The 20,251-nt window shown below is 68.7% G+C and carries 20 protein-coding genes; 5 read left to right on the plus strand and 15 right to left on the minus strand.

Annotation, left to right across the window (positions count from 1 at the left end; genetic code table 11):
- Nucleotides 1-444 precede the first annotated feature (444 nt).
- The 4 genes from IT306_11635 to IT306_11650 all read left to right on the plus strand — a co-directional run bounded on the left by IT306_11635 (nucleotide 445) and on the right by IT306_11650 (nucleotide 5,855).
- A complete protein-coding gene (locus tag IT306_11635) occupies nucleotides 445-936 on the plus strand; it encodes a MarR family transcriptional regulator (protein MCC7369068.1) in 492 nt (163 codons plus the stop codon).
- Between the two features lie 68 nt (nucleotides 937-1,004).
- Nucleotides 1,005-2,045: an efflux RND transporter periplasmic adaptor subunit gene (locus IT306_11640; GenBank protein ID MCC7369069.1), complete on the plus strand. Its 1,041-nt coding sequence runs from the start codon at nucleotides 1,005-1,007 to the stop codon at nucleotides 2,043-2,045.
- 4 nt (nucleotides 2,046-2,049) lie between these two features.
- On the plus strand, nucleotides 2,050-3,666 hold the full coding sequence (locus tag IT306_11645; GenBank protein MCC7369070.1) for a DHA2 family efflux MFS transporter permease subunit: 1,617 nt from the start codon (nucleotides 2,050-2,052) through the stop codon (nucleotides 3,664-3,666).
- Nucleotides 3,667-3,776: 110 nt separating this feature from the next.
- On the plus strand, nucleotides 3,777-5,855 hold the full coding sequence (locus tag IT306_11650) for an NAD(+) synthase (GenBank protein ID MCC7369071.1): 2,079 nt from the start codon (nucleotides 3,777-3,779) through the stop codon (nucleotides 5,853-5,855).
- 170 nt (nucleotides 5,856-6,025) lie between these two features.
- Here the strand turns inward: IT306_11650 and IT306_11655 are convergent, their stop codons facing one another.
- The 11 genes from IT306_11655 to flgC all read right to left on the minus strand — a co-directional run bounded on the left by IT306_11655 (nucleotide 6,026) and on the right by flgC (nucleotide 16,329).
- Nucleotides 6,026-7,018 (minus strand): DUF3500 domain-containing protein, encoded by a 993-nt coding sequence (locus tag IT306_11655; protein MCC7369072.1) that lies wholly within the window; start codon nucleotides 7,016-7,018, stop codon nucleotides 6,026-6,028.
- A 392-nt stretch (nucleotides 7,019-7,410) separates the two neighbouring features.
- A complete protein-coding gene (locus IT306_11660; GenBank protein ID MCC7369073.1) occupies nucleotides 7,411-8,784 on the minus strand; it encodes a hypothetical protein in 1,374 nt (457 codons plus the stop codon).
- A gap of 34 nt (nucleotides 8,785-8,818) precedes the next feature.
- The gene (gene flgB, locus IT306_11665) at nucleotides 8,819-9,232 is read right to left on the minus strand and encodes a flagellar basal body rod protein FlgB (GenBank protein ID MCC7369074.1); all 414 of its coding nucleotides are present in this window, start codon (nucleotides 9,230-9,232) and stop codon (nucleotides 8,819-8,821) included.
- A 3-nt stretch (nucleotides 9,233-9,235) separates the two neighbouring features.
- On the minus strand, nucleotides 9,236-9,730 hold the full coding sequence (locus IT306_11670) for a lytic transglycosylase domain-containing protein (GenBank protein MCC7369075.1): 495 nt from the start codon (nucleotides 9,728-9,730) through the stop codon (nucleotides 9,236-9,238).
- Between the two features lie 260 nt (nucleotides 9,731-9,990).
- Entirely contained in the window at nucleotides 9,991-10,458 is a 468-nt protein-coding gene (fliJ, locus tag IT306_11675) for a flagellar export protein FliJ (protein ID MCC7369076.1), read from the minus strand.
- A gap of 23 nt (nucleotides 10,459-10,481) precedes the next feature.
- Nucleotides 10,482-11,891 carry a FliI/YscN family ATPase gene (locus tag IT306_11680; protein ID MCC7369077.1) on the minus strand — a complete coding sequence of 470 codons (1,410 nt, stop codon included), beginning with the start codon at nucleotides 11,889-11,891 and terminating at the stop codon, nucleotides 10,482-10,484.
- Entirely contained in the window at nucleotides 11,888-12,847 is a 960-nt protein-coding gene (locus tag IT306_11685) for a hypothetical protein (protein ID MCC7369078.1), read from the minus strand. Before IT306_11685 ends, IT306_11680 begins: the two co-directional genes overlap by 4 nt.
- Complete coding sequence (gene fliG, locus IT306_11690) at nucleotides 12,834-13,823, minus strand: flagellar motor switch protein FliG (protein ID MCC7369079.1); 990 nt, start codon at nucleotides 13,821-13,823, stop codon at nucleotides 12,834-12,836. Before fliG ends, IT306_11685 begins: the two co-directional genes overlap by 14 nt.
- 2 nt (nucleotides 13,824-13,825) lie before the next feature.
- Nucleotides 13,826-15,424, minus strand: coding sequence for a flagellar M-ring protein FliF (gene fliF / locus IT306_11695; protein MCC7369080.1), 1,599 nt, complete (start codon nucleotides 15,422-15,424; stop codon nucleotides 13,826-13,828).
- 44 nt (nucleotides 15,425-15,468) lie between these two features.
- The gene (gene fliE / locus IT306_11700; protein ID MCC7369081.1) at nucleotides 15,469-15,789 is read right to left on the minus strand and encodes a flagellar hook-basal body complex protein FliE; all 321 of its coding nucleotides are present in this window, start codon (nucleotides 15,787-15,789) and stop codon (nucleotides 15,469-15,471) included.
- A gap of 99 nt (nucleotides 15,790-15,888) precedes the next feature.
- Nucleotides 15,889-16,329 (minus strand): flagellar basal body rod protein FlgC, encoded by a 441-nt coding sequence (gene flgC / locus IT306_11705; GenBank protein MCC7369082.1) that lies wholly within the window; start codon nucleotides 16,327-16,329, stop codon nucleotides 15,889-15,891.
- 180 nt (nucleotides 16,330-16,509) lie between these two features.
- Here flgC and IT306_11710 point away from each other — a divergent pair, with 180 nt between their 5' ends.
- Nucleotides 16,510-17,385, plus strand: a complete 876-nt coding sequence (locus IT306_11710) for a PhzF family phenazine biosynthesis protein (protein ID MCC7369083.1) — start codon at nucleotides 16,510-16,512, stop codon at nucleotides 17,383-17,385.
- A gap of 102 nt (nucleotides 17,386-17,487) precedes the next feature.
- On the opposite strand, the gene IT306_11715 is transcribed toward IT306_11710, so the two are convergent.
- The 4 genes from IT306_11715 to fliS (IT306_11730) all read right to left on the minus strand — a co-directional run bounded on the left by IT306_11715 (nucleotide 17,488) and on the right by fliS (IT306_11730) (nucleotide 20,189).
- A complete protein-coding gene (locus IT306_11715; GenBank protein ID MCC7369084.1) occupies nucleotides 17,488-18,189 on the minus strand; it encodes a sortase in 702 nt (233 codons plus the stop codon).
- 250 nt (nucleotides 18,190-18,439) lie between these two features.
- Complete coding sequence (fliS, locus tag IT306_11720) at nucleotides 18,440-18,874, minus strand: flagellar export chaperone FliS (protein MCC7369085.1); 435 nt, start codon at nucleotides 18,872-18,874, stop codon at nucleotides 18,440-18,442.
- Nucleotides 18,875-19,366: 492 nt separating this feature from the next.
- A complete protein-coding gene (gene fliT / locus IT306_11725) occupies nucleotides 19,367-19,711 on the minus strand; it encodes a flagellar protein FliT (GenBank protein MCC7369086.1) in 345 nt (114 codons plus the stop codon).
- Nucleotides 19,712-19,760: 49 nt separating this feature from the next.
- Nucleotides 19,761-20,189, minus strand: coding sequence for a flagellar export chaperone FliS (gene fliS, locus IT306_11730; protein ID MCC7369087.1), 429 nt, complete (start codon nucleotides 20,187-20,189; stop codon nucleotides 19,761-19,763).
- Between the last annotated feature and the right edge of the window lie 62 nt (nucleotides 20,190-20,251).

Consider the following 20,251-nt stretch of genomic DNA (forward strand, 5'->3'; position numbering starts at 1 on the left):
GCGACGCTCCAGTCTCACCGGACGACGGCTGTTCCCGGTCTCCGTCGCGCAGCGACGGAATGACTGTAGGCGGGGACTTCAGTCCCCGACGAGGTCGCAGGACGTGCTCGTCATGCAATCGCCCTGAGGGCAGCGCCAGGACGATTGCATGTTGATGTCGTCGTGCCGCCGCGTCGGGGCTTGAAACCCCCGACCGCCCGTTCCATGATGCTTCGGGGACACCAATGAACATGCAATCGCCCTGCGTCCACACGCCAGCCTGGGTATCTCCACTGCCCGTTCAGTGCACAGACGCGCACAAGGGAGCGGTCAGCCGCACCGCGGACGCCTGACAACCCACCATCGCGACCACTCTTCCCGTGCTATCCTTCGTAGGGCGAAATACCTGTAGGGCGAACGACCGGCCGCGGCGGCTGGTGCGCGTTCGGGGGCGTGAGGGGTACGGTGAGCGTCGGCGTGGGACATCCTGGCACGGTCGGCCTGGGGGGCGGCGATGGCGACGTGCGTGCTGAGGACGCCGCCGCGCTGCTGATCGAGCTGATGCCCCGGTTGATCCGCACCACCATCGACGCCATGCGCGCCGCGCCCCATGCTGACGGCATGACACTGGCCCAGTTCAAGGTACTCAGCCGGCTCAACGAGCGTGACTACCGGTGCGGTGAGCTGGCCGACTTACTGGAAGTGGGCGGCGCAACGCTGACCGTGACCGCTGACACGCTCGAGCGGCGCGGCCTGATCGAGCGGGTGCGCGGCCTCCCCGACGACCGACGGGCCGTGGTGCTGCGGCTGACGCCGGACGGGCAGGCCGTCTACCAGGCCCTGAAGGCCGAGGCGGTGGGCGGCATCGCGGCGCTGCTGGCCCGCAGCGATCCGGACGAGCGGGCGGCATTGGTGGACGGGCTGCGGGCGCTCCAGCGCGGTCTGGAGTCTGCCTGATGCTGCGGCTGTCTGACGGTGTTGCCTGATGGAGATGACAAGACGCGCGTGGTGGGGGTGGTAAGCGGATGACGACATCGACGAGTGGCCCATCGGCCACGCCCGACGCGCAAGCAGCCCCGGAGACGCCGACTCTGGCTGGCGACGGCCCTGCCGAGGCCTCGGCGCCGGCCAGCAGCGGCCCGACCGACTCGGCGGCTCCTGCTGGCGACGCACCGACGCTCACGGCTTCTGCGCCAGTGGCTGTTTCAGGTGACGGCGCACCGGCCCACGCAACCGCCGCGCCATCACAGACTGCGCCCGCGCCTGCTGCCAACGGTCACACCCGCCCCGCTCCCGCAGCCGTCACGGTCCACGAGCCTGTCAGGCGCTCTGGCTCCAGGCGCAAGCGGCTCCTGCTGCTCTTCCCCATCGTCCTGGTCATCCTGGTGGTCGGCGGCGTCCTTGGCTACCGCTACTGGTACGACGCGACCTACTTCATCTCGACGGACAACGCCTCGGTCACGGGCGACCTGGTGCAGGTCGGCTCGCTGAACGCCGGGCGGATCGTCACGGCGAAGGTGGACGTCGGGCGGACGGTCCAGGCCGGCCAGGAGATCGCCGTCGTGGCGATGCCGCAGGATATCGGCACCACGGCCCAGGGGACGGGGCCGAAGCTCGGCGTGACCGGCACCACCGACTCGCTGGTCTCGGTCTATGCGCCGCTGACGGGCATCGTGGCGGCGCGCATGGGGTACGTCGGCGGCACGGTGGCGGCCGGCCAGCCGATCTACGCGCTGATCGATCCGGCCCAGGTCTGGGTCAAGGCGAACGTCGAGGAGTCGAGCGCCTGGAAGCTGGCGCTCGGGCAGGCCGTGGATATCCACGTCGACGCCCTCAACCGCGACTTCGCCGGGCGCGTCGAAGCGATCACGCCAGCCAGCGCGGCGACGTTCTCGCTGCTCCCCTCGAACAACGCCTCCGGCAACTTCACCAAGGTGACGCAGTACGTCCCGGTGAAGATCGCCGTGGACGCCGGCGGCACCGTCCTGCCGCTCGGCACGTCCGTCGAGGTCCGCATCCACGTGCGGGAGCCGGCCAGCAGCTTCCCGCTCCCCTGGCAGCCGTAGACGCATGGCGACCCTCGCACAGCCCATCGGCGGCGCTGGCGCTCGGCACGCCTTCCTGGCCCGTCTGGCCGCGATCCCCTACCACTGGCAGGCGCTCATCGTCATCGTGCTCGGCTCGTTCATGGTCGTGCTCGACACGACCATCGTCAACGTGGCGCTGCCGCGCATCATCCAGGTCTTCCAGAGCGATGTGAACGAAGGCCAGCTGGTGCTGACGGGGTACATGCTGGCGCTGGCCGTGGTGATGCCAGCGACCGGCTACCTCTCGGACACGTTCGGGGCCAAGCGCACCTACATGGCGACGGTCATCCTGTTCACGCTCGGCTCGGCGCTGTGTGGCCTCGCGCCGAACATCGAGGGGCTGATCGTCTTCCGGGTGATCCAGGGCCTCGGCGGCGGCATGCTGATGCCGCTGGGGATGAGCATCCTGTTCCAGGTGGCCCCGGCCAACCAGCGCGGCACCATCATGGGCGTCTTCGGGCTGCCGCTGCTGATCGCGCCGGTCATCGGCCCGACGCTCGGCGGCTACCTCGTCGAGTACGTGGACTGGCGGCCGATCTTCACCCTCAACGTGCCCATCGGGGCGCTGGCGGTGCTGGCCGGCATGGTCATCCTCCGCGAGACGCCGACCCGCGCCGGCACCCGCTTCGACTACGTCGGATTCATCCTCTCGTCCATCGCGTTCGCCTCGGCGATGCTCGCCCTGGAGCGCGTCCCCGACGATGGCTGGACCGACCCGTACGTCGTGACGCTCCTGCTGACGGCGGCAGCAGCCTTCCCCTGCTGGATCGTGGTGGAGCTGGCGCAGGAGCAGCCGCTGCTCGACCTGACCGTGCTCAAGGACCGCACGTTCTTCGTGGCGACGCTCGTCAACTTCGTGGCGACCATCGCCATGTACTCGTCGCTGCTGCTGCTGCCGCTGTTCTTGCAGAACGTGCGCGGGCTGGGGGCGTTGGAGACGGGCCTGCTGCTGCTGCCCCAGGCGCTGGCCGCCGCCGTGATGATGCCGATCTCCGGCAAGCTGCTGGACCGCTTCGGCCCGAAGCTGGTGGTCATCCCGGGCCTGCTGCTGCTGGCCTTCGCGACGTGGCTGCTGACCGATCTGGATGTCGGCACGCCGGACAGCACGATCCGCTGGATTCTGCTGATGCGCGGCCTCGCGATGGGCCTGATGATGATGCCCGTCACGACCGTCTCGATGGACACGATCCCGCCGCACCAGATCTCGCGGGCCAGCGCGCTCTCGAACGTGCTGCGGCAGTTGTTCGGGGCGTTCAGCACCGGCATCTTCGCCACGATTCTGCTCAACCGGCAGCAGTTCCACCAGGCGCTGCTGGCGCAGAACGTGAACGCGACCAACGTGGCGGCGGTCGGGCTGCTGAACGCGGTCCAGACGGCGATGCTGGAGCGGGGCCTCTCGCTGGCGGCGGCGCAGGCGGCCGGGCTGTCGGCGCTGATCAAGCAGGTGGCCGTCCTTGCGACGATCCAGAGCTTCGACGACTGCTTCTACCTGGCGACGCTCGTGTCGCTGTGCGGGCTGCTGCCGGCGCTCTGGCTGAAGCGCGGCAAGAAGCCGATGGCCGGCGGCGGCCACGCGAAGGACGCCGTCATCCTGGACTGACCCCCCTGGGAGCGCGACGCTCCCAGCGAGGTTGCCGGCCTCCGAGGCACTCACTGTGCGATCCTATCGGTGCCAGGATCCTCAGGGTCGACGTTCGGGAGTGACACCTCATGCCGGCTGGCACGTCGTTCTTCAACCTCTACCGTCATGATCTCGTCCGCGTCGCGGTCGCGATCCCCGAGGTGCGGGTCGCAGACCCGGCCTTCAACGCCGCGCGGACCGTCGAGTTCATGCGGAAGGCCGCCGACGAGCGGGCTGTCGTCGTCCTGTTCCCCGAGCTGGGGATCTCCGCCTACTCCTGCGACGACCTCTTCCACCAGCGGGCGCTGCTCGACGGCTGCCTGGACGGGCTCGCCAGCGTCGTCGAGGCCTCGCGCGAGCTTCAGCTTGTCGCGGTAGTCGGTCTGCCGCTCCACCTCGGGCACCTGCTGTTCAACTGCGCCGCCGTCGTCTCGCGCGGGCGGATCCTCGGCATCGTCCCGAAGATGTACCTCCCGAACTACCGTGAGTTCTACGAGGCCCGCCAGTTCGTGGCCGGCGAGGCGGCGACCTTCGACACCGTCGATCTGCTCGGACAGCAGGACATCCCGTTCGGCAGCCGCGTCCTCTTCCAGTGCGAGGAGCAGCCGCTGCTCAACATCCACGTCGAGATCTGTGAGGACGTCTGGGTGCCGATCCCGCCGTCATCGTACGCGGCGATGGAGGGCGCGACGGTCCTGCTGAACCTCTCGGCCTCGCCGTTCACCATCGGCAAGGCCGAGTTCCGCCGCGAGCTGGTAGGCGGGCAGTCCGCGCGCTGCCTCTCGGCCTACCTTTACTCGGCGGCCGGCCCCGGCGAATCGACCACTGACCTGGCCTGGGACGGCCACGCCCTGATCGCCGAGAACGGCAACATCCTGGCCGAGTCCGAGCGGTTCAGCCAGACCCCGCGGCTCCTGACCAGCGAGATCGACCTGGAGCGACTCTCGCAGGAGCGGATGCGCCAGGGCAGCTTCGGCCAGAGTGCCCGCATCGCCGCCGCGTCCGGCGAGCCGTTCGAGCGGGTAACGTTCTCCATCGACCTGCCCTCGGACGAGCGGCTGCTGCCAACGCGCCAGTACCAGCGCTTCCCCTATGTCCCATCTGACCCGCGCACCCGTGATGCTCGCAGCTCCGAGGTCTTCCACATCCAGGTGCAGGGCCTCGCCAAGCGCCTCAAGTTCGCCCACCTCGAGAAGGCGATCATCGGCGTCTCGGGCGGGCTCGATTCGACGCACGCCCTGCTGGTCTGCGCCCAGGCCATGGATCAGCTCGGGCTGCCGCGCAGCAACATCATGGCCTACACCATGCCCGGCTTCGCCACCAGCGACCGCACCCTGGCGCAGGCCCACCGGCTGATGCAGGCCATCGGCTGCACGGCCCAGGAGCTGGACATCCGCCCGAGCTGCCTCCAGATGCTCCGCGACATCGGGCATCCGTTCGTGGACGGCCAGCCGGTCTACGACGTGACCTTCGAGAATGTGCAGGCCGGCGAGCGGACCAGCCACCTGTTCCGCCTCGCCAACTTCCACAACGGGCTGGTGGTCGGGACCGGCGACCTCAGCGAGCTGGCCCTCGGCTGGTGCACCTACGGCGTCGGCGACCACATGTCGCACTACGCCGTCAACGCCTCCGTGCCGAAGACGCTGATCCAGCACATCATCCGCTGGGTGGCCGAGGTCGGCGAGCTGGGCGAAGCGGCCAGCCGGACGCTGGTGGACGTGCTGGAGACGGAGATCAGCCCGGAGCTGATCCCGCACACCGGCGCCGAGGATCTCGGCGCGTCGCAGCCGTCGCAGTCCACCGAGGCGAAGCTCGGCCCCTACGAGCTGCACGACTTCAGCCTGTACTACACCCTGCGTTTCGGGTACGCCCCGCCGAAGGTGGCATTCCTGGCCTACTGCGCCTGGCGCGACCGCGCCCTGGGAACGTGGCCCGGCCTCCCCGAGGAGCGCAAACGGCAGTACACGCTGGCCGAGATCAAGCAGCACCTGAACACGTTCCTCTGGCGCTTCTTCCAGTTGAGCCAGTTCAAGCGCTCGTGCATCCCGAACGGGCCAAAGGTCGGGTCGGGCGGCTCGCTCTCGCCGCGCGGCGACTACCGCGCACCCAGCGACGGCGAGTCGGCAGCGTGGCTGGCGCAACTGTCGCAGATCCCCGACGAGGCGTAGCGCCGAGATTCCCCGCGACGCCCCTCACCCCGACTGACCCGAGCGCTGCATCCCACCTCGTCATCCCGACCGTAGCGAGCTTGCCGAATGGAGTCGGGATGACGAATGAGAGGCCGCGCGTGACTCGCCAGGGCGGAATACGCGGCCCTCCGTGCGGAGGGCCGGGGAGCCTACCGGTGGTGCGCCCGCAGGTGGCTGGCCAGCAGATCCTCGCCCCAGTCATTGGTGAAGTCGCGCCACACCGAGTGGATGTGGTTCGAGTCGTTCTGGGTGTTGTCGTACTCCAGCATGAAGGTCGAGCCCTTCACGTTGTAGTAGTGGCCGTTGCCCCGCTTGCGCTCGGTCGGGCCGGCCCAGGCGAACGTGACATCATCCAGGCCAGCCGACTCGATGCGCGCCCACTCGTTGCCGGCCAGGTCGTCGGCCGCCCGCGAGACGTAGTGGCGGATCAGCCGGACCAGCAGATCGCGCTGGCCGCCCCGTAGCTGCGAGAGCGCCAGACCGGACGGCATCACCCCTGGCGTGACCGTCCGGCCGTTGACCGTCAGGATGTCGGCCGGGGCCACCGCCGCGACGATGGCGGCGGCGCGCTGGTCGGCGTCCAGGCTCTGCACCAGCTCGCGCGCCAGATCCTCTTCCTCAGGCAGCGTCCGCAGGCCCTTCTCCGGCCCGTACTGGATCTCGGCGGGGTTCGCGCCGAAGAACAGCGGCAGCGAGGCGATCAGCTCGTTGTCTACGACGGAGAAGTGCAGCCCGACGTGGTGCCCGCCGACGCGCCAGCCCCACGGATCGGCGCCGCCCGGCTGCCCGAAGACCGAGAAGTAGTACAGCTCGGACGAGCGGTCCCAGCGCTCCTCCATCCGGTCGAGCTTCTCATGCTCGCGGAGGGTCGGCTCCAGATCCATGATCTGGCGCACCTGGCTGGCGCCGCGCTCGGAGAGGCCCGTCGCCAGCAGCTCCATCCCGAGGGCGCGCTGCTTCGCCGTCATGTGCTTGATCAGCAGGCCGTTCCGCGCGACGGGCGTGTAGTGCCAGAGGTAGCGCTCGTCGCCCTCGAAGGGGAACGTCGCGGTGGCGCGCTGCTCGTTCGAGAGCGCGGCAAGGAAGCGGTTGGCGGCATCGGCCATGCGGCGCGCGGCAGACGGAGCACGATGAGCGGTCATGAGCTCAGTGGCCATCGGGCGACTCCCCTCGTTGCGATCGACCGGGTTGTGAGGGAGGATAGCAGGCGCGCCCCCGGCCAGCCATCCTCTCGCGCCGACACGGGCGCTTGTCACACCCGACCCCATACGGATTGCGTCTCAGCCAGCATTCACTGTGTGACAGACCGCCGATGCAGAGCGCCGAGCACAACCCCCATGTCATCCCGAGTGAAGCGAGCTGGCGAGCGAAACGAAGGACCTCACCCCCTGACGTTCAACCGTCGCGTCAGCGGGTGAGGTCCTTCGCAAGCTCAGGATGACATCAAGACGTGCACGTGTTTCCGCGAATCCTCCCCCGCGATGCTGCACGTTGCCGCCATCACGCAATGGCCCTGCATCGTCGGGCGCGAGCCCTATGGCGCGGGGGCGACCGTTCCCCGGTTGACGCCGAACAGGGCCGGCAGCTTGCGGCGCACGTCCTTGAGCGTCTGCTCGGACTTGTCGGCGGCGTTGTTGGCGCTGGCACTGCCAGGATCGTCGGCGAGACGCTCCGCGCCACCAGCGGGATCGAGCGTCGCCAGGATCGGCAGGCTCCGGCCGAGCGCGTGGCGGCTGATCCGGTCGAACCACTCGGCGCGCTCGGCCAGACCTTCGACATCCGTAGTGGAGGCCGCCTTGCCGGGCGTCGCGCCACGCAGCGCCAGCCATGACTGCCCGAGCACATCCGTGCCGCCGCGTTCCTTGACGGCGTTCAGCACCTGCCGCATGAAACCACGGTCGTCGTAGTCGCCGCTGGGCGAGAGCGCGCCGATGCCCGGCAGGCCGCCACTCTCGACGACCGCCTGGGCGGCCACCAGCCAACGCTCGGCGTAGTCGCGCACATCCACATGGTCATCTGGCGTGTCAGCATTGACGTTGCCGCCGTCGAACAGCTCGAAGTAGCGGACACCCTGCTGCCGCAGATCCTTGACCAGCGCCCGAACGTCGTCGGCCAGCAGGTCACCATAGTGATCCTGCACGCGGGCAATCGGCTGGATGCCGGCCTCGGTGAGCCGCTCGACCAGCTCATCGTACTGCTCGACGTTGCCGGGATCGACCTCGAAGGTGGCCCAGCCAGCCTTCCGGTTGCGGGCCTCGTCCACGAAGCGGTCCAGCTCGCGGCCGGTCGGCGGCGTCGAGGACGTCCAGCTCAGCACGCCGTTGCGGTCCGACTTCTCAGGCTTCGGATACTCCTTGAGGGAGAGCGGCTTCAGCTCGGCGGTCGGCGTCACGCCGCGCGCGGCGGCCAGTGCAGCCTCAGCGGCGTCGATGTCGGCCGCGGATGCGCCGTAGGGGAGCACCAGCGGATCCTTGCGGGTGCCAGCTCCGGTGATCGGCGCGGAGGCGGGCTGGCCGACAGGCGCGCCGGGCTGCGTCGTGGGCATGCCCGGCTGGGTGGTGGGGGCGCCGGGCTGGGTCGTGGGCGCGCCGGGCTGGGTCGTGGGCGCGCCGGGCTGGGTGGTGGGGTACGCCTGCACGCCTGTGGCCTGCGCCGAGGCCATCAGCATCAGCGGGCCAGCCTCGTCGGGCGAGGCCGGCCCTCCGAGACCGGCCGGCGCCACGGACGGAGCAACGCCTCCGGGCGCGGCCGCTGCGCGGGCCTGTGTGGCCTCGGCCAGGCTGCTGGCGAAGCTGGGCAGACCCATCGTGTCGGGCAGGCTGCGAACGTTCCGCGCGACGGCCCGGCCGATCTCGCCAAGGCGCGGCGCACTGGTGCTGATCGTGTTCTGGCCGTCGCTCTCACTCATGCTCTACCGCCTGCATGCTCTGCCGCCTGCTCGGCTACCGCTTGCCGTCGTTGATCACGTACCGCAGCCCGGACAGCTTGTTGCTCATCACCTGGATCAGCGCGTTGAACCGCGTGTTGGTGTCCGTCAGCTCGAGCATCTCGGCGTCGATGTCCACGTTGTTGCCGTCGTTGCGGCGGCCCGTGTCGGACTCGATCTGCGCCTGCGGCCTGATCCGCTCCGGGACGGCCCCCGGCCCCTCGACGGCGTTCGCCACCTTGAACATCGGCAGCGGGTTGTCCACCGTGCCGATAGCCTGCTTGAGCTGCGTCTCGAAGGTGACGTGGGTCGCCTTGAACTCGGGCGTATCGACGTTCGCCACATTGTCGGCGATGGTCCGCTGGCGGGCCGTCAGCCCTTCGAGCGCGGACTTGATGAGCCGGTCGGTGCGGGTGTCGTTGATCTGCATGGGTTACCTCCCGGCGGCCGACGTGGCCGGCGTCTTCATCTGCTGGCGGAAACCCTCGTACGCGCCCATCACCAGCGGCACGTACTTGCGCGTCTCGTCATACGGAGGGATGCCGCCGAACTTGTCCACCGCGCCGCTGCCAGCGTTGTAGGCCGCCAGGGCCAGCTCGGTGTTGCCCTTGTACTTGTCCAGCAGCTGCCCGAGCAGCTTCGCGCCGCCCATCACGGCCTGGAGCGGATCGCTCGGGTCGGTGACGCCGAGGCCGCGCGCCGTGCCGGGCATCAGCTGCATCAGCCCGCGCGCGCCGGCCCGCGAGACGGCGTCAGGATTGAAGTTCGATTCGGTCTTCATCACAGCGGCGATGAGCGCCGGATCGACGCCGTACTTCTGGGCCGCCTGATCGACCATCGCGCCGAAGCCGCCGGGCAGATCCAGTGTCGGGCGGGCAGGCGCGGCAGCCGGCGCAGCCGGGGTGGCCGGCGTCCGCTGGTTCAACATCTGGACGCTCGCGAGGCTCTGGGCCAGCGGCAGCCCGGACCCGAGGCTGTTCGCCAGACCGGCCTGATTGGCGAGTGCAGCCTGGGCGGCCGTGCTTCCACGACGGGTGCCCTGTGCGGCGTTCAACGCCTGCGCGAAGGCCGTCTGCTGCGCGCCGCGCTGGGCTGGCGGGTTGGGGCGGGTACCGGCCGGGCGCAGGCCCAGCTTGCTGGGCGGGGTGTTTCGGATCGTCAGGTTTGGATTGGAGGTGTTTGGCATCGCTACGATCCCGCCTGTTGCGTGGCCTGGGCGCGCTGGTGGCGCACGGAGGCCAGCTCGCTCGTCTCGGCGCGCTCTCGTCGGACGTCTTCCTGTTGGTACTCTTCAAGCTGCCGCTCGCGGAGCTTCTCCAGCGCCTTGGCGTCTTTTGCCAGCGCCACCATACGTGCCTGGGCAACGTCTACGTCCCGCTGGCACTGCGTGATGACCTCGTGCTGCTCGGCGATCTGGCGAGCCAGCACCTCGGCGTACTCCAGCAGCCGCGTGATCTCCGGCAGATCGAGCGTCCCCGACTGCTGCATGACGTCCTGCTGGCGGATGGCGTTGCGCTCCGCCCGCTGGAGGTTGTGCAGTCGGGTCTCCTCGTCGTGCAGCCGGGCCTGGAGCGCCGCGACTTCCTGTCGGGCGCGGTCCACCAGCCCGGTTCGGTAGTCCAGGACGTTCTGCAGGCGGAAGGTGAACCCGGCCATCGTCTAGCCTCGCACGCTCGTCACTAGGCTGCCGCGCCGGTGGCGGAAGCGCCCGGGCCAAACGTGCCGAAGATGGCGTTCAGCCCCTGCACGGCGTCCTCGATGGTCGTGGCGTCGTGGGCGGACTGGCAGAGCAGATCCTTGACCTGGGGCATCAGTTGCACCGCCCGATCCAGGCTCGGGTTCGCGCCGGGCTGGTACGCGCCGATGCTGATGAGGTCTTCGGACGCGCGGTAGGTTGCCAGGATGTCGCGGACGGCGCTGGCGGCCCGCTGATGCTCCGGTGTGGCCAGGGCGGACATCAGGCGGCTGAGGCTCCCGAGCACGTCGATGGCGGGGTAGTGGTTCTGGTTCGCCAGCTTGCGGGAGAGCCAGATGTGGCCGTCGAGGATGCCGCGCGCGGTGTCGGCAATCGGCTCGTTCACGTCGTCGCCGTCCACCAGCACGGTGTAGAAACCGGTGACCGTCCCCCGGTGGGACGTACCCGCCTTCTCCATCAGCTTCGGCATCAGGGCGAAGACGCTCGGCGGGTAGCCCTTGACCACGGGCGGCTCGCCGACCGTCAGGCCGATCTCGCGCTGGGCCATCGCCCACCGGGTGACCGAGTCCATCATCAGCGTCACGTCGAGACCCTGCTCGCGGAAGTACTCGGCGATAGCCGTGGCGACCCATGCCGCCTTGATGCGCTGCAACGCCGGCTGATCCGAGGTGGCCACCACAACGACCGAGCGCGCCAGCCCTTCGGGGCCAAGGTCGCGCTCCATGAACTCCTGGACCTCACGACCGCGCTCGCCGATCAGGGCGATCACGTTGACGTCGGTCTGGGCGTTACGGGCCATCATGCCGAGCGCCGTGCTCTTGCCCACGCCGCTCCCTGCGAAGATCCCGACGCGCTGGCCCTTGCCGCAGGTCAGCATGGCGTCGATGGCGCGGACGCCCGTGCTGAGCGTCTCACGGATCGGCTGGCGGGAGAGCGGGTCGGGCGGCTGGTTGGTGACGGGGTAGCGCTCGATCGCGCCGAGCGGCCCCTTGCCGTCAATCGGCTGGGCCAGCCCGTCGATGACCCGCCCCAGCAGGGACGGCCCGACCGGCACGTTGAAGGCCCGGCCGCGCGGAAACACGGCGCTGCCCGGGCGCACACCCTGCGTGTCCGAGAACGGCATGACCAGCAGCCGGCCCTCGCGGAACCCGACGACCTCGGCGCTGATGCCGCCGGCCCGGCGGTTGTTCGCCTCGTCCGGCTGGTGGACCGGGCGGCGCCCGGCCATCTCCGGCATGATCGTGCAGACATCGCCGACGGCGAGCCGCAGCCCCTCGACCTCAATCGACAGGCCGATGACCTGGGAGACGCGGCCCTGGAACTTCAGGGCCGAGCGATCTCGAAGGGCGCGCTCGTAGCGCGCGAAGCTGAGGGTGGGCGGGGCGACGCTCATACTGGCTCTCCATCCAGGACAGCCTGGAAGGTGTTGACGATTTGCTGGAGACGGGACTTCAACTGGCTGTCGACGTACCCGATCTGGGTCTCGACCACCACGCCGCCGCGCTCGACGGCCTCATCGGCCAGCAGCTCGCTGCGCTCGGCCACGCGGCGCGGCAGCATCTCCTGCCAGCGCAAATCGAGGATCGCCACGTCGTCGGGGTGGGCGCGGATACGGACTTCAGTAGCGTCGTGGATCTCGTTCAGGGCCGAGCGGACCACGTTGACCACGATCTGCGGGTCGAGGCGAGCCTCCCGGCCGATGACCTTCTCGGAGACGCCGAGCACAAGGTCGACGATCTCGCTTTCGAGGTTCCGCACGAAGCCCTCGGTGTCCGCGACGATGTCGTGGAGGAGCGCGCCGAGGCGGATGGTGGTGTCCTTCTGCTCTTCGGCGGCGAGGCTCGTGCCTTCCTGGTATCCACGCTGGAACCCTTCGTTCCAGGCAGCGGCCTTCACGGCTTCGTAGTCGATGGGGGGCGGGGCCGGAACCTCCGGCTCGGGTGGCTGGATCTCGATAGGCTCGGCCGGCGTGGCGGACTTTGGGTCGGTTTCCCCGCCGAACGTCGAGAACACCATCGGGCGGACCTTGCCGGCCGGCACATCGTCCGTCTGGGGGCGCTCGCCGAACTGCTCGAAGCGCTGTTCCAGGAGCTTGAGGCTCTCGTCCATCCGCTGGCCGAGGCGCGCACGCAGCCGCTGTCCGATGGGGCCACCCAGGCCGCCCGCATCGCGGCCCGTCGAGCCGCCAGATGCCCCGCCGACCATCCCGAAGGGGAGCGAGGTGACCGTCGGCTCGGCCGGGGACTCCGGCCCCGGTCCGAAGAGCGGGTTGGCGGCATTGACCAGGCTGAGGCCGGCCCGGAAGGCCGGGCGCGGCTCAGCGGTAGGCTCGGGATCAGACCAGGACATCGTCGTTGCCTCGCTGGATCACCAGGTCGCCAGACTCCTCCAGGCGTCGGACGATGGCGACGATCCGCTGCTGGGCCTCTTCGACCTGCCGCATGCGGGCCGGGCCGCTGACGGCCATGTCCTCGCGCAGCATCTCGGCGGCCCGCGTCGAGAGGTTCTTGAAGATCTTCTCGCGCAGCTCCTCGGCGATCCCGCGCAGGGCCATCGCCAGATCCTTGGCGTCCACCTCGCGGAGCACCCGCTGGATCGACGGATCGTCGAGCTGGATGAGGTTGTCGAAGGTGAAGGTGAGCTTGCGGACTTCGGTCGCCAGCTCGGGCGCGTTCTTGTCCAGGTGGTCGAGGATGACACGCTCGGTGCTGCGGTCCACATTGCCCAGCAGGGCGGCCAGGTGCTCCACGCCGCCGGCGGTGGAGTAGTCGCTCTGGAGGATGGTGGAGACGCGGCGGCGCAGGACGGACTCCACGCCCTCGATGACCTCAGGCGGCGTGCGCTCCATCGTGGCGATCCGCATGGCGACCTCGGCCCGCTGCTCGGGCTGGAGGATCGCCAGGATCTTGGCCGCTTCGACGGGCGGGAGGTGCGAGAGGATCAGGGCGATGGCCTGCGGCTGCTCGTCCTGGATGAAGTTGACCAGCTGGTAGGGGTCCGTGTCCTTGAGGAAGTCGAAGTGCTTGGGACGGACCGTCGAGAGCAGGCGGGCCATGATCTCCGAGGCCTTCTCGGACCCGAGCGCCTTCGCGAGCATCTCCTCGGCGTACTGCGCGCCGCCGTTCGTCAGGTAGCCGTGTGCGAGAGCGAGCTGATAGCAGTCCTTCAGGACCGACTTGCGCGTGTCCTCTTTGATCTGCTCGGTGGCGAACACCTGCATGGTCAGGGCTTCGATCTCGTTCTCGCGCAGCTCCTTGAGCACGTTGGCGCTCGCTTCAGGCCCGAGCGCGATCAGCAGGATTGCAGCCTTCTCTTTGCCTCGCATGACTACTTTGCATTCCCCAGCTTGTCTTCGGCCATCCAGGAGCGGATCAGGGTCGCCATGGTCTTCGGGTCGAGCTTGGCCATCTGCTGCAGCTCCTTCTCGATGCGTAGCTGCTCAGGATCCTTCTCAGGCTTGGGCAGGGCGGCCAGCTGTTGCTCGGCGGTCAGCTCGGTGTTGACCTTCGCGCCGTTCTTCTGGGCGACATCCTTGATCTCAGGCTTCTCGGACTTCGGGCGGCTGCGGCGCAGGGCCAGCCAGATCATGCCGACCACCAGCAGCGGGCCGAGGACCATCGCGACCATCCGGGCGATGGAGAGCATCATCTCGCGCTGGCGAGCCTGCTCGGCCAGCTCGGCCGGCTTGGCGGCGCCCACGGCGTTGAATGGCAGGCTGGTGAGCGTGACGAGATCGCCACGGTTGGTGTCGAGGCCGGCGGCCGTGGCCACCAGGCGGCTGATCGCGTCGGCCTGGGCCGGATCGGCGATGACCTCGCTGTCGAGGGCCACCGCGACATTCAGGCGGCGAATCGCACCGGGGGTACGGGTGGTCTTCTCGACAGTTCGGGACAGCTCGTAGTTGGTGGTGACGTCGCGCTTCTCGTTCTGGGCGTTACCAGCCTGGCCCGCGCCCTGGGTCGGGTAGCCGGGGACGTTCCGGTCAGCGCCCGGGACACCGCCAGCGGTGGCGGTGCCCTGAGCCGCGCTCTCGGAGATCTCGCGGCGGCTGCGGACCTGGGGGGCCTTCTGGTTCGGCGAGAACGTCTCGCTGTTCGCCTCGTACTGGTCCCAGTCAAGATCGGCGTTGACCCGCACCACCGCCTTGTCTGGGCCGACGAGCGGCGTCAGCATCGTCTTGACCTCGTCGGTCAGGCGCTGCTCGAGCTGCCGCTGGACTTCCTGGCGGGTGTTCTGCTTGCGGGTCGGGTCGGAGTCTGCGCCCTTGATCGAGAGGACGTTGCCGGCCGTGTCCATGACCGTCACGCCCTCTGCCTTGAGCCCTTCAACACTGCCGGCGATGAGCTGCACGATGCCCTGCACCTGGGACTCGTCCAGCTTGCGCCCCTGCTTCAACTGGACCACGGCCGCGGCGGTCGGATCCTTCTTCTGGCTGACGAAGAGGCTCTGTTCGGGGAGGGTCAGGTGCACGCGCGCCATCTCGACGGCTTCGAGGCGGCCGATGCTGCGGCCCAGCTCGCCCTCGAGTGCGCGCTGATAGTTGATCTTCTCGGCGAACTCCGTCAGCCCGAAGTGGGGCTGCGCGAAGATCTCGAAGCCGGCGCCTCCGCCGGCCTTGACCACCCCAGACGAGGCGATCATCAGCTTCGCGTCCTGCACTTGCGCGGCAGGCACCTTGATGGTCCCGTTGTCCGCCAGCTCGTAGGGGATCTTCGATTCCTTGAGCTTGGCGACAATGGCGGCAGCGTCTTCTTCACGCAGGTTCGTGAACGCCGCCTGGTACTCGGCCGGTCGTGACAGAGTGACGAACGCCAGGATCACGACGACGGCAGCGATGCCGATGAACCCGAGCGAGAGGCGCTGGTTGCGGCTCAGGTTGAGCCACATGCCTCGGGCGTCACGCGGTGCGGGGAGTGCTGCCAGCATCGTTTGTCCTCAAGCGGTCGTAGAGATGAGTCGGGGGGCGTGGGCTAGACCTGCATCCGCATGACGTCCTGGTACGCCTCAATCAGCTTGTTGCGGACCTGGACAGCCAGCTGGAAGTGGAGGCTCGCGGTCTCGCGGGCCAGCATGACCTCGTGGAGGTCGACGGGCTCGCCGGCGGCCAGCGACACGGAGGCGTTGTCGGCGGCGCTCTGGGACTCGTTCAGCCCCTGGATCGCCGTGTTCAGCGCCTGGCCGAACCCTTCCAGGGCAGCGCCAGCTCCGTTGCCGGTGGTCGGCGCGACGGCCGGGGCCTCAGTCTCGGGCTTGACCCGCGGCAGGTTCAGGCCCAGCGAAGGTGTCCGCATTGAGATCGATGGGATATCCACGGTGATGCTCCTCTGGTGCGCGTGGCGCGATCGTCGCTGTCAGATCGGCAGTACGTTCGGTGGCCGGCCCCGCCTGGGCTAGCGGCCGATGTCCAGCGCTCGCTGGGCCATACTCTTCGCGACGTTGACGATGGTGATGTTCGCCTCGTACGACCGGCTGGCCGACAGCATGTCGGTCATCTCGGTCACCAGATCGACATTCGGGTAGGCGACGAACCCGTCAGCATCAGCGTCTGGGTGCGTCGGGTCGAGAACCATCCGGGGGTCCTCATCGTCCTTGACGATGGCGCGCACGACGACACCGCCGGTGGCTTCCCCGCTCGCAATGGAGCTGGACTGCTCACCAAGCTTGCTCATCGTGTCGCGGAGCTTCGGCTCGAAGACGACGCGCTCGCGCTTGTACGGGCCGCCTTCCGGCGTGCTCGTCGCTTCGGCGTTCGCCAGGTTGCTGGCGATGACGTCCATCCTCAGGCGCTGTGCGGTCAGCGCCGAGCCAGCGGTCTTGAGGATCTCGAGCATCGGGGGCTCCTTCTGAGTGCGCCTAGAAAAAGGCTACGCTCAGAATACGGACGGCCCTGCCACTTCATGCAGGGCCGAAGCTCCCGGTTCTGTCAGGCGAACGTACGCGTTTGAGAAGGACCTCAGTACCGGACCGCGTCTGTACTCTGGACCGGCCCCGACGAGCTACAAGGAGGCACGATGGTAAGCCGAGCATTCAAAGTCGTTGATGCGTTTTCATCCAGGCCACTGCTGGGGAATCCGGTCGCGGTGGTGCTGGATGCCGAGGGGCTCGATGACGCGGCCATGCAGGCCATCGCCCAGTGGACCAACCTGTCGGAGACGACGTTTCTGCTGCCGCCGACGCAGCCCGGAGCCGACTACCTCCTCAGAATCTTCAACCCCGCTGCTGAACTCCCGTTTGCCGGTCATCCGACGATAGGTAGCGCTCACGCCGCGCTGGAAGCGGGCCGGGTTCAGCCGCATGACGGCGTCATCATGATGGAGTGCGGGCTTGGCCTTGTCGAGATCGCCGTTGAGGGCGAAGGACCAGCGCGGCAGCTCACGCTGCGACTTCCGCCTGCCAGGGTCTCGGCTCTCGCGGCTGACGACGTTGCCGAGCTTGAAGCGATCATCGGTCATGAGATCGTACGGGCGGTGGAGCCGGCCATCATCAACGTCGGCGCAGTCTGGGTTGTGGCGCAATTGCCGACGGTGGACAGCTTGCTGGGACTCACGCCGAACTTTGCCCGGTCGATAGACTTCGAGCGGCGGCTAGGCGTGACCGGCATCACCCTGTTCGCAAAGCGGGACGGACAGGGCAACGATCTGGAGGTTCGGTCGTTCGCTCCGTCATGCGGCGTCAATGAAGACCCCGTCTGCGGGAGTGGAAACGGGAGCGTCGCCGTCTTTCAGGCAGCGCGCGGTCTGCTGCCACGCGGCGGCGTGCGGTACGAGGCGAAGCAGGGGCGGTGTGTCGGCCGCGATGGGACGATCACCGTTGCCGTGGACGCCGGCGGCAATGTCCGTCTCGGTGGGGCGGCAGTGACCTGCGTCAACGGCGCGCTGGAGTATTGAAGCGTCCAGGCTGCATTCGAGGGGGCGACCATCCCCCCGATCCCGGAAGGCTGACGCCTGACAGGTACGCGCAGAGCGTTGACTGATCTCAGCGCATGCCTGTCAGACCGCTTCGGCGCGGACCACCAGCCGGTGCGAGTAGATCCCGTCGGGTACGCACGTCAGCATCGTGATGATGGCCTTGTCCGACGGATCGAGCACCTCGACCCGGTCCGGCGTCACCACCCGCGTGTCCACGACGGTGTACAGGTACTGCCGGTCGGCTGTACCCACGATCACGCCCATGCCAGCTTCGACTTTCGGCAGGTTCTTGAAGATCGCGCCCTCGCGCGGGCTGCTGATGTGTCCGGACAGCACCACGTTCCCGTTCTCGCCGGCCATCGCCGAGCCCTTGTGGTGCCCGACCGCGAACGCCGCCGTCTCCCAGAGGATGTTGCCCTTGTCGTCCGTCTTCGTGGTGACTGGGACGACTTTCGCATCCAGGTCGATGTTCGGGATCATCAGCCGCTCGGGCGCCTGGAGCCGGTTGCTGTACGGGCGTGACCGCATCTGCAACGCCGGGATGACCTGGTTCTGCGCGGAAACGGCAGCGGCCGGGCCGGACCGCACCGGGATCGGCAGCTGGATCGGGCCCTGGCGCTGGGCCGGAGCCGTCAGCATCGTCGGCTCGGGGGCGACGGTCGGTTTGGCTGGCGGCAGCGGCGTGGCCGTCGCCCGCTCGACGTAGACGATCTGCTCCGTCGGGCCGCAGGCCGCCGCGGCCAGCCCGGCGAGCGCGAACGCCAGAAACGCTCGGCGGCTCAAAGCTCGCCGAGCGGTTAGCAGTCGCGTGGCGGGGGCCGCCGTGGCAGAGGCTGTCATGGCGGGGGCCGCCGTGGCGGCAGTCGCCCCGCTGGCATCATGGTCTGTGCTGTGCTGGTGGTGCGGCATCGTCGGCCCTTCCCCCTCCGGCTCTCGTGAGCGTCCCGCTCCCGTGAGCCTCGCTCTGTTCCTGGCTGCTCAACGAACGGTCGATTGGCGAGGCGGCGCGCCGACCGGCCACCATCGCCCCAGCCTAGACGGCGATGGCCGCCATGCGCTGCGGCCGGCCGGGCATCACGCCGCGCGCCTGCTCCTGCCGCTGCTGCACGGCGATCTGCTGCCACGCCTTGCCGAGGTCGCGCAGGATCGTCACGACCTCCTGGGCCGGTGCGGGATCCTTCTTGACGTTGGCCTGAATCAGCCGGCGGAAACAGTAGTCGTACACGCCGGCGAGCTGGGTGGCGATCTGCCCGCCAGCATCGCGGTTGAGCGATCCGAGCAGCTCGACGACGATATCCTGGGCGCGCACGAAGTTGGCGTGCGCGGTCTTCATATCCTCACGTTCCAGTGCCTCAACAGCAAGCCGGATGAACTTGACCGCTCCCTGATAGAGCATTACCACGAGATCCACGGAACCTGCGGTTTCTACGCGGGTCGCGCGGTACTGCTGGTAGGGGTTCGGAAGCATCGCCCACTCCTTCGGGCAGGCCGGCTGGCATCCAGGATCCACGGCCTTCATTGAGGTGGCCGGCGGACGACCACTCGCCTCCCGGTCGTTATGACCAGGAGAGGTTTGCGATCACGCGCGGCTGCTGTAGGAATAATCGGCATGGCGCGACATTTCTACAGTCCCCATTCGGGCCAGTTCCGGCCCAATCCTGGCGGGCGCCGCGGCTCGTCCCGGCGCGCAGCTCGGCGGCAGGATGCGCGCCCGCTTCCGCCAGGAAACGCCAGGGCAATCGCATGGTTGTTGGTGTCCCCAGAACGCCGTAAGACGCCCAGTCGGGCCCTGAACCACTGCCGTGCAGGGCCCCGTCTACCACCATGCCGTCGCCGTCGCTGCGCGACGGATGCCGGGAACAGCAGCAGCAGGCGAGACGGGAGCGTCGCGAGGCGACTGCAGGATGGTAGGCGGGGCCGTTATGCCCCGACGACGACGCGCGCCCAGGCGCGCCGCATCCTACTCGTGCTGGCCGAGGTACGCGAGGTTCCGGATCAGCGTCTGGCCCCGCCGGCGGTACTCCGCCAGGGCGGTGCGGCCACGCTCGACGTCGCGCATCTCCTGGCCGGTCCGGTCCAGGCTCTCCCGCACGAGCGCCAGCAGCTGCTGATCGAGCGCCGCGACCTGCTCCGCGAGGGCGCGGTCCAGCACGCTCAAGTCTGTGATGCCGTAGCTGCTCAGGTCCGCGACGAGCGGCTCGCGCTGCGCGATGAGCACTTCAAGACGGTCGAAGTCATCCGCGAGGAGCGCCTCGGCCTGCGCCTGCACGATCGTGCGGAGGCGAGCCAGCAGCATCCCGAGCATGACTGGTGGATGATCCTGGTGAGCGGATGCGTGCCCGTGGGCGGCCATGTCAACGTGCCTTTGCCGGTAGTGCGCGGGCAGGAGCTCCCGCGTTCGCCTGTGCGGCCCGTTGTTGCGCGGCAATCTCCTGCCAGGCCGTGCCCAGATCCCGCAGGATGCCGACGACCTCACGCGCGGGAGCCGGGTCTTTCTTGATGTTCGCGGTGACGAGCTGTCGAAAGCAGTAGTCGTAGATCGAGGCGAGCTGCCCTGCGATCTGCCCACCAGCCTCGTGGTTGAGCGAGCCGAGCAGCTCGACGATGATGTCTTGCGCGCGGACGAAGTTCGTGTGCGCCGCCTGGTTGTCCTGGCGGGACAGCCCGTCCATCCCCAGGCGCGTGAACCGAACCGCGCCCTGGTAGAGCATCACCACCAGATCGACAGACCCGGCAGTCTCCACCTTCGTCGCGCGGTACTGCTGGTACGGATTCAGGGGCACAGTCTCAGCCTCGTGGAAAGGAAGCGCCTGGAGTACAGGCACTGGGCACGGTCGACACGTCG

The sequence above is a fragment of the Chloroflexota bacterium genome (assembly GCA_020850535.1).
Classification (GTDB): Bacteria; Chloroflexota; UBA6077; order UBA6077; family JACCZL01; genus JADZEM01.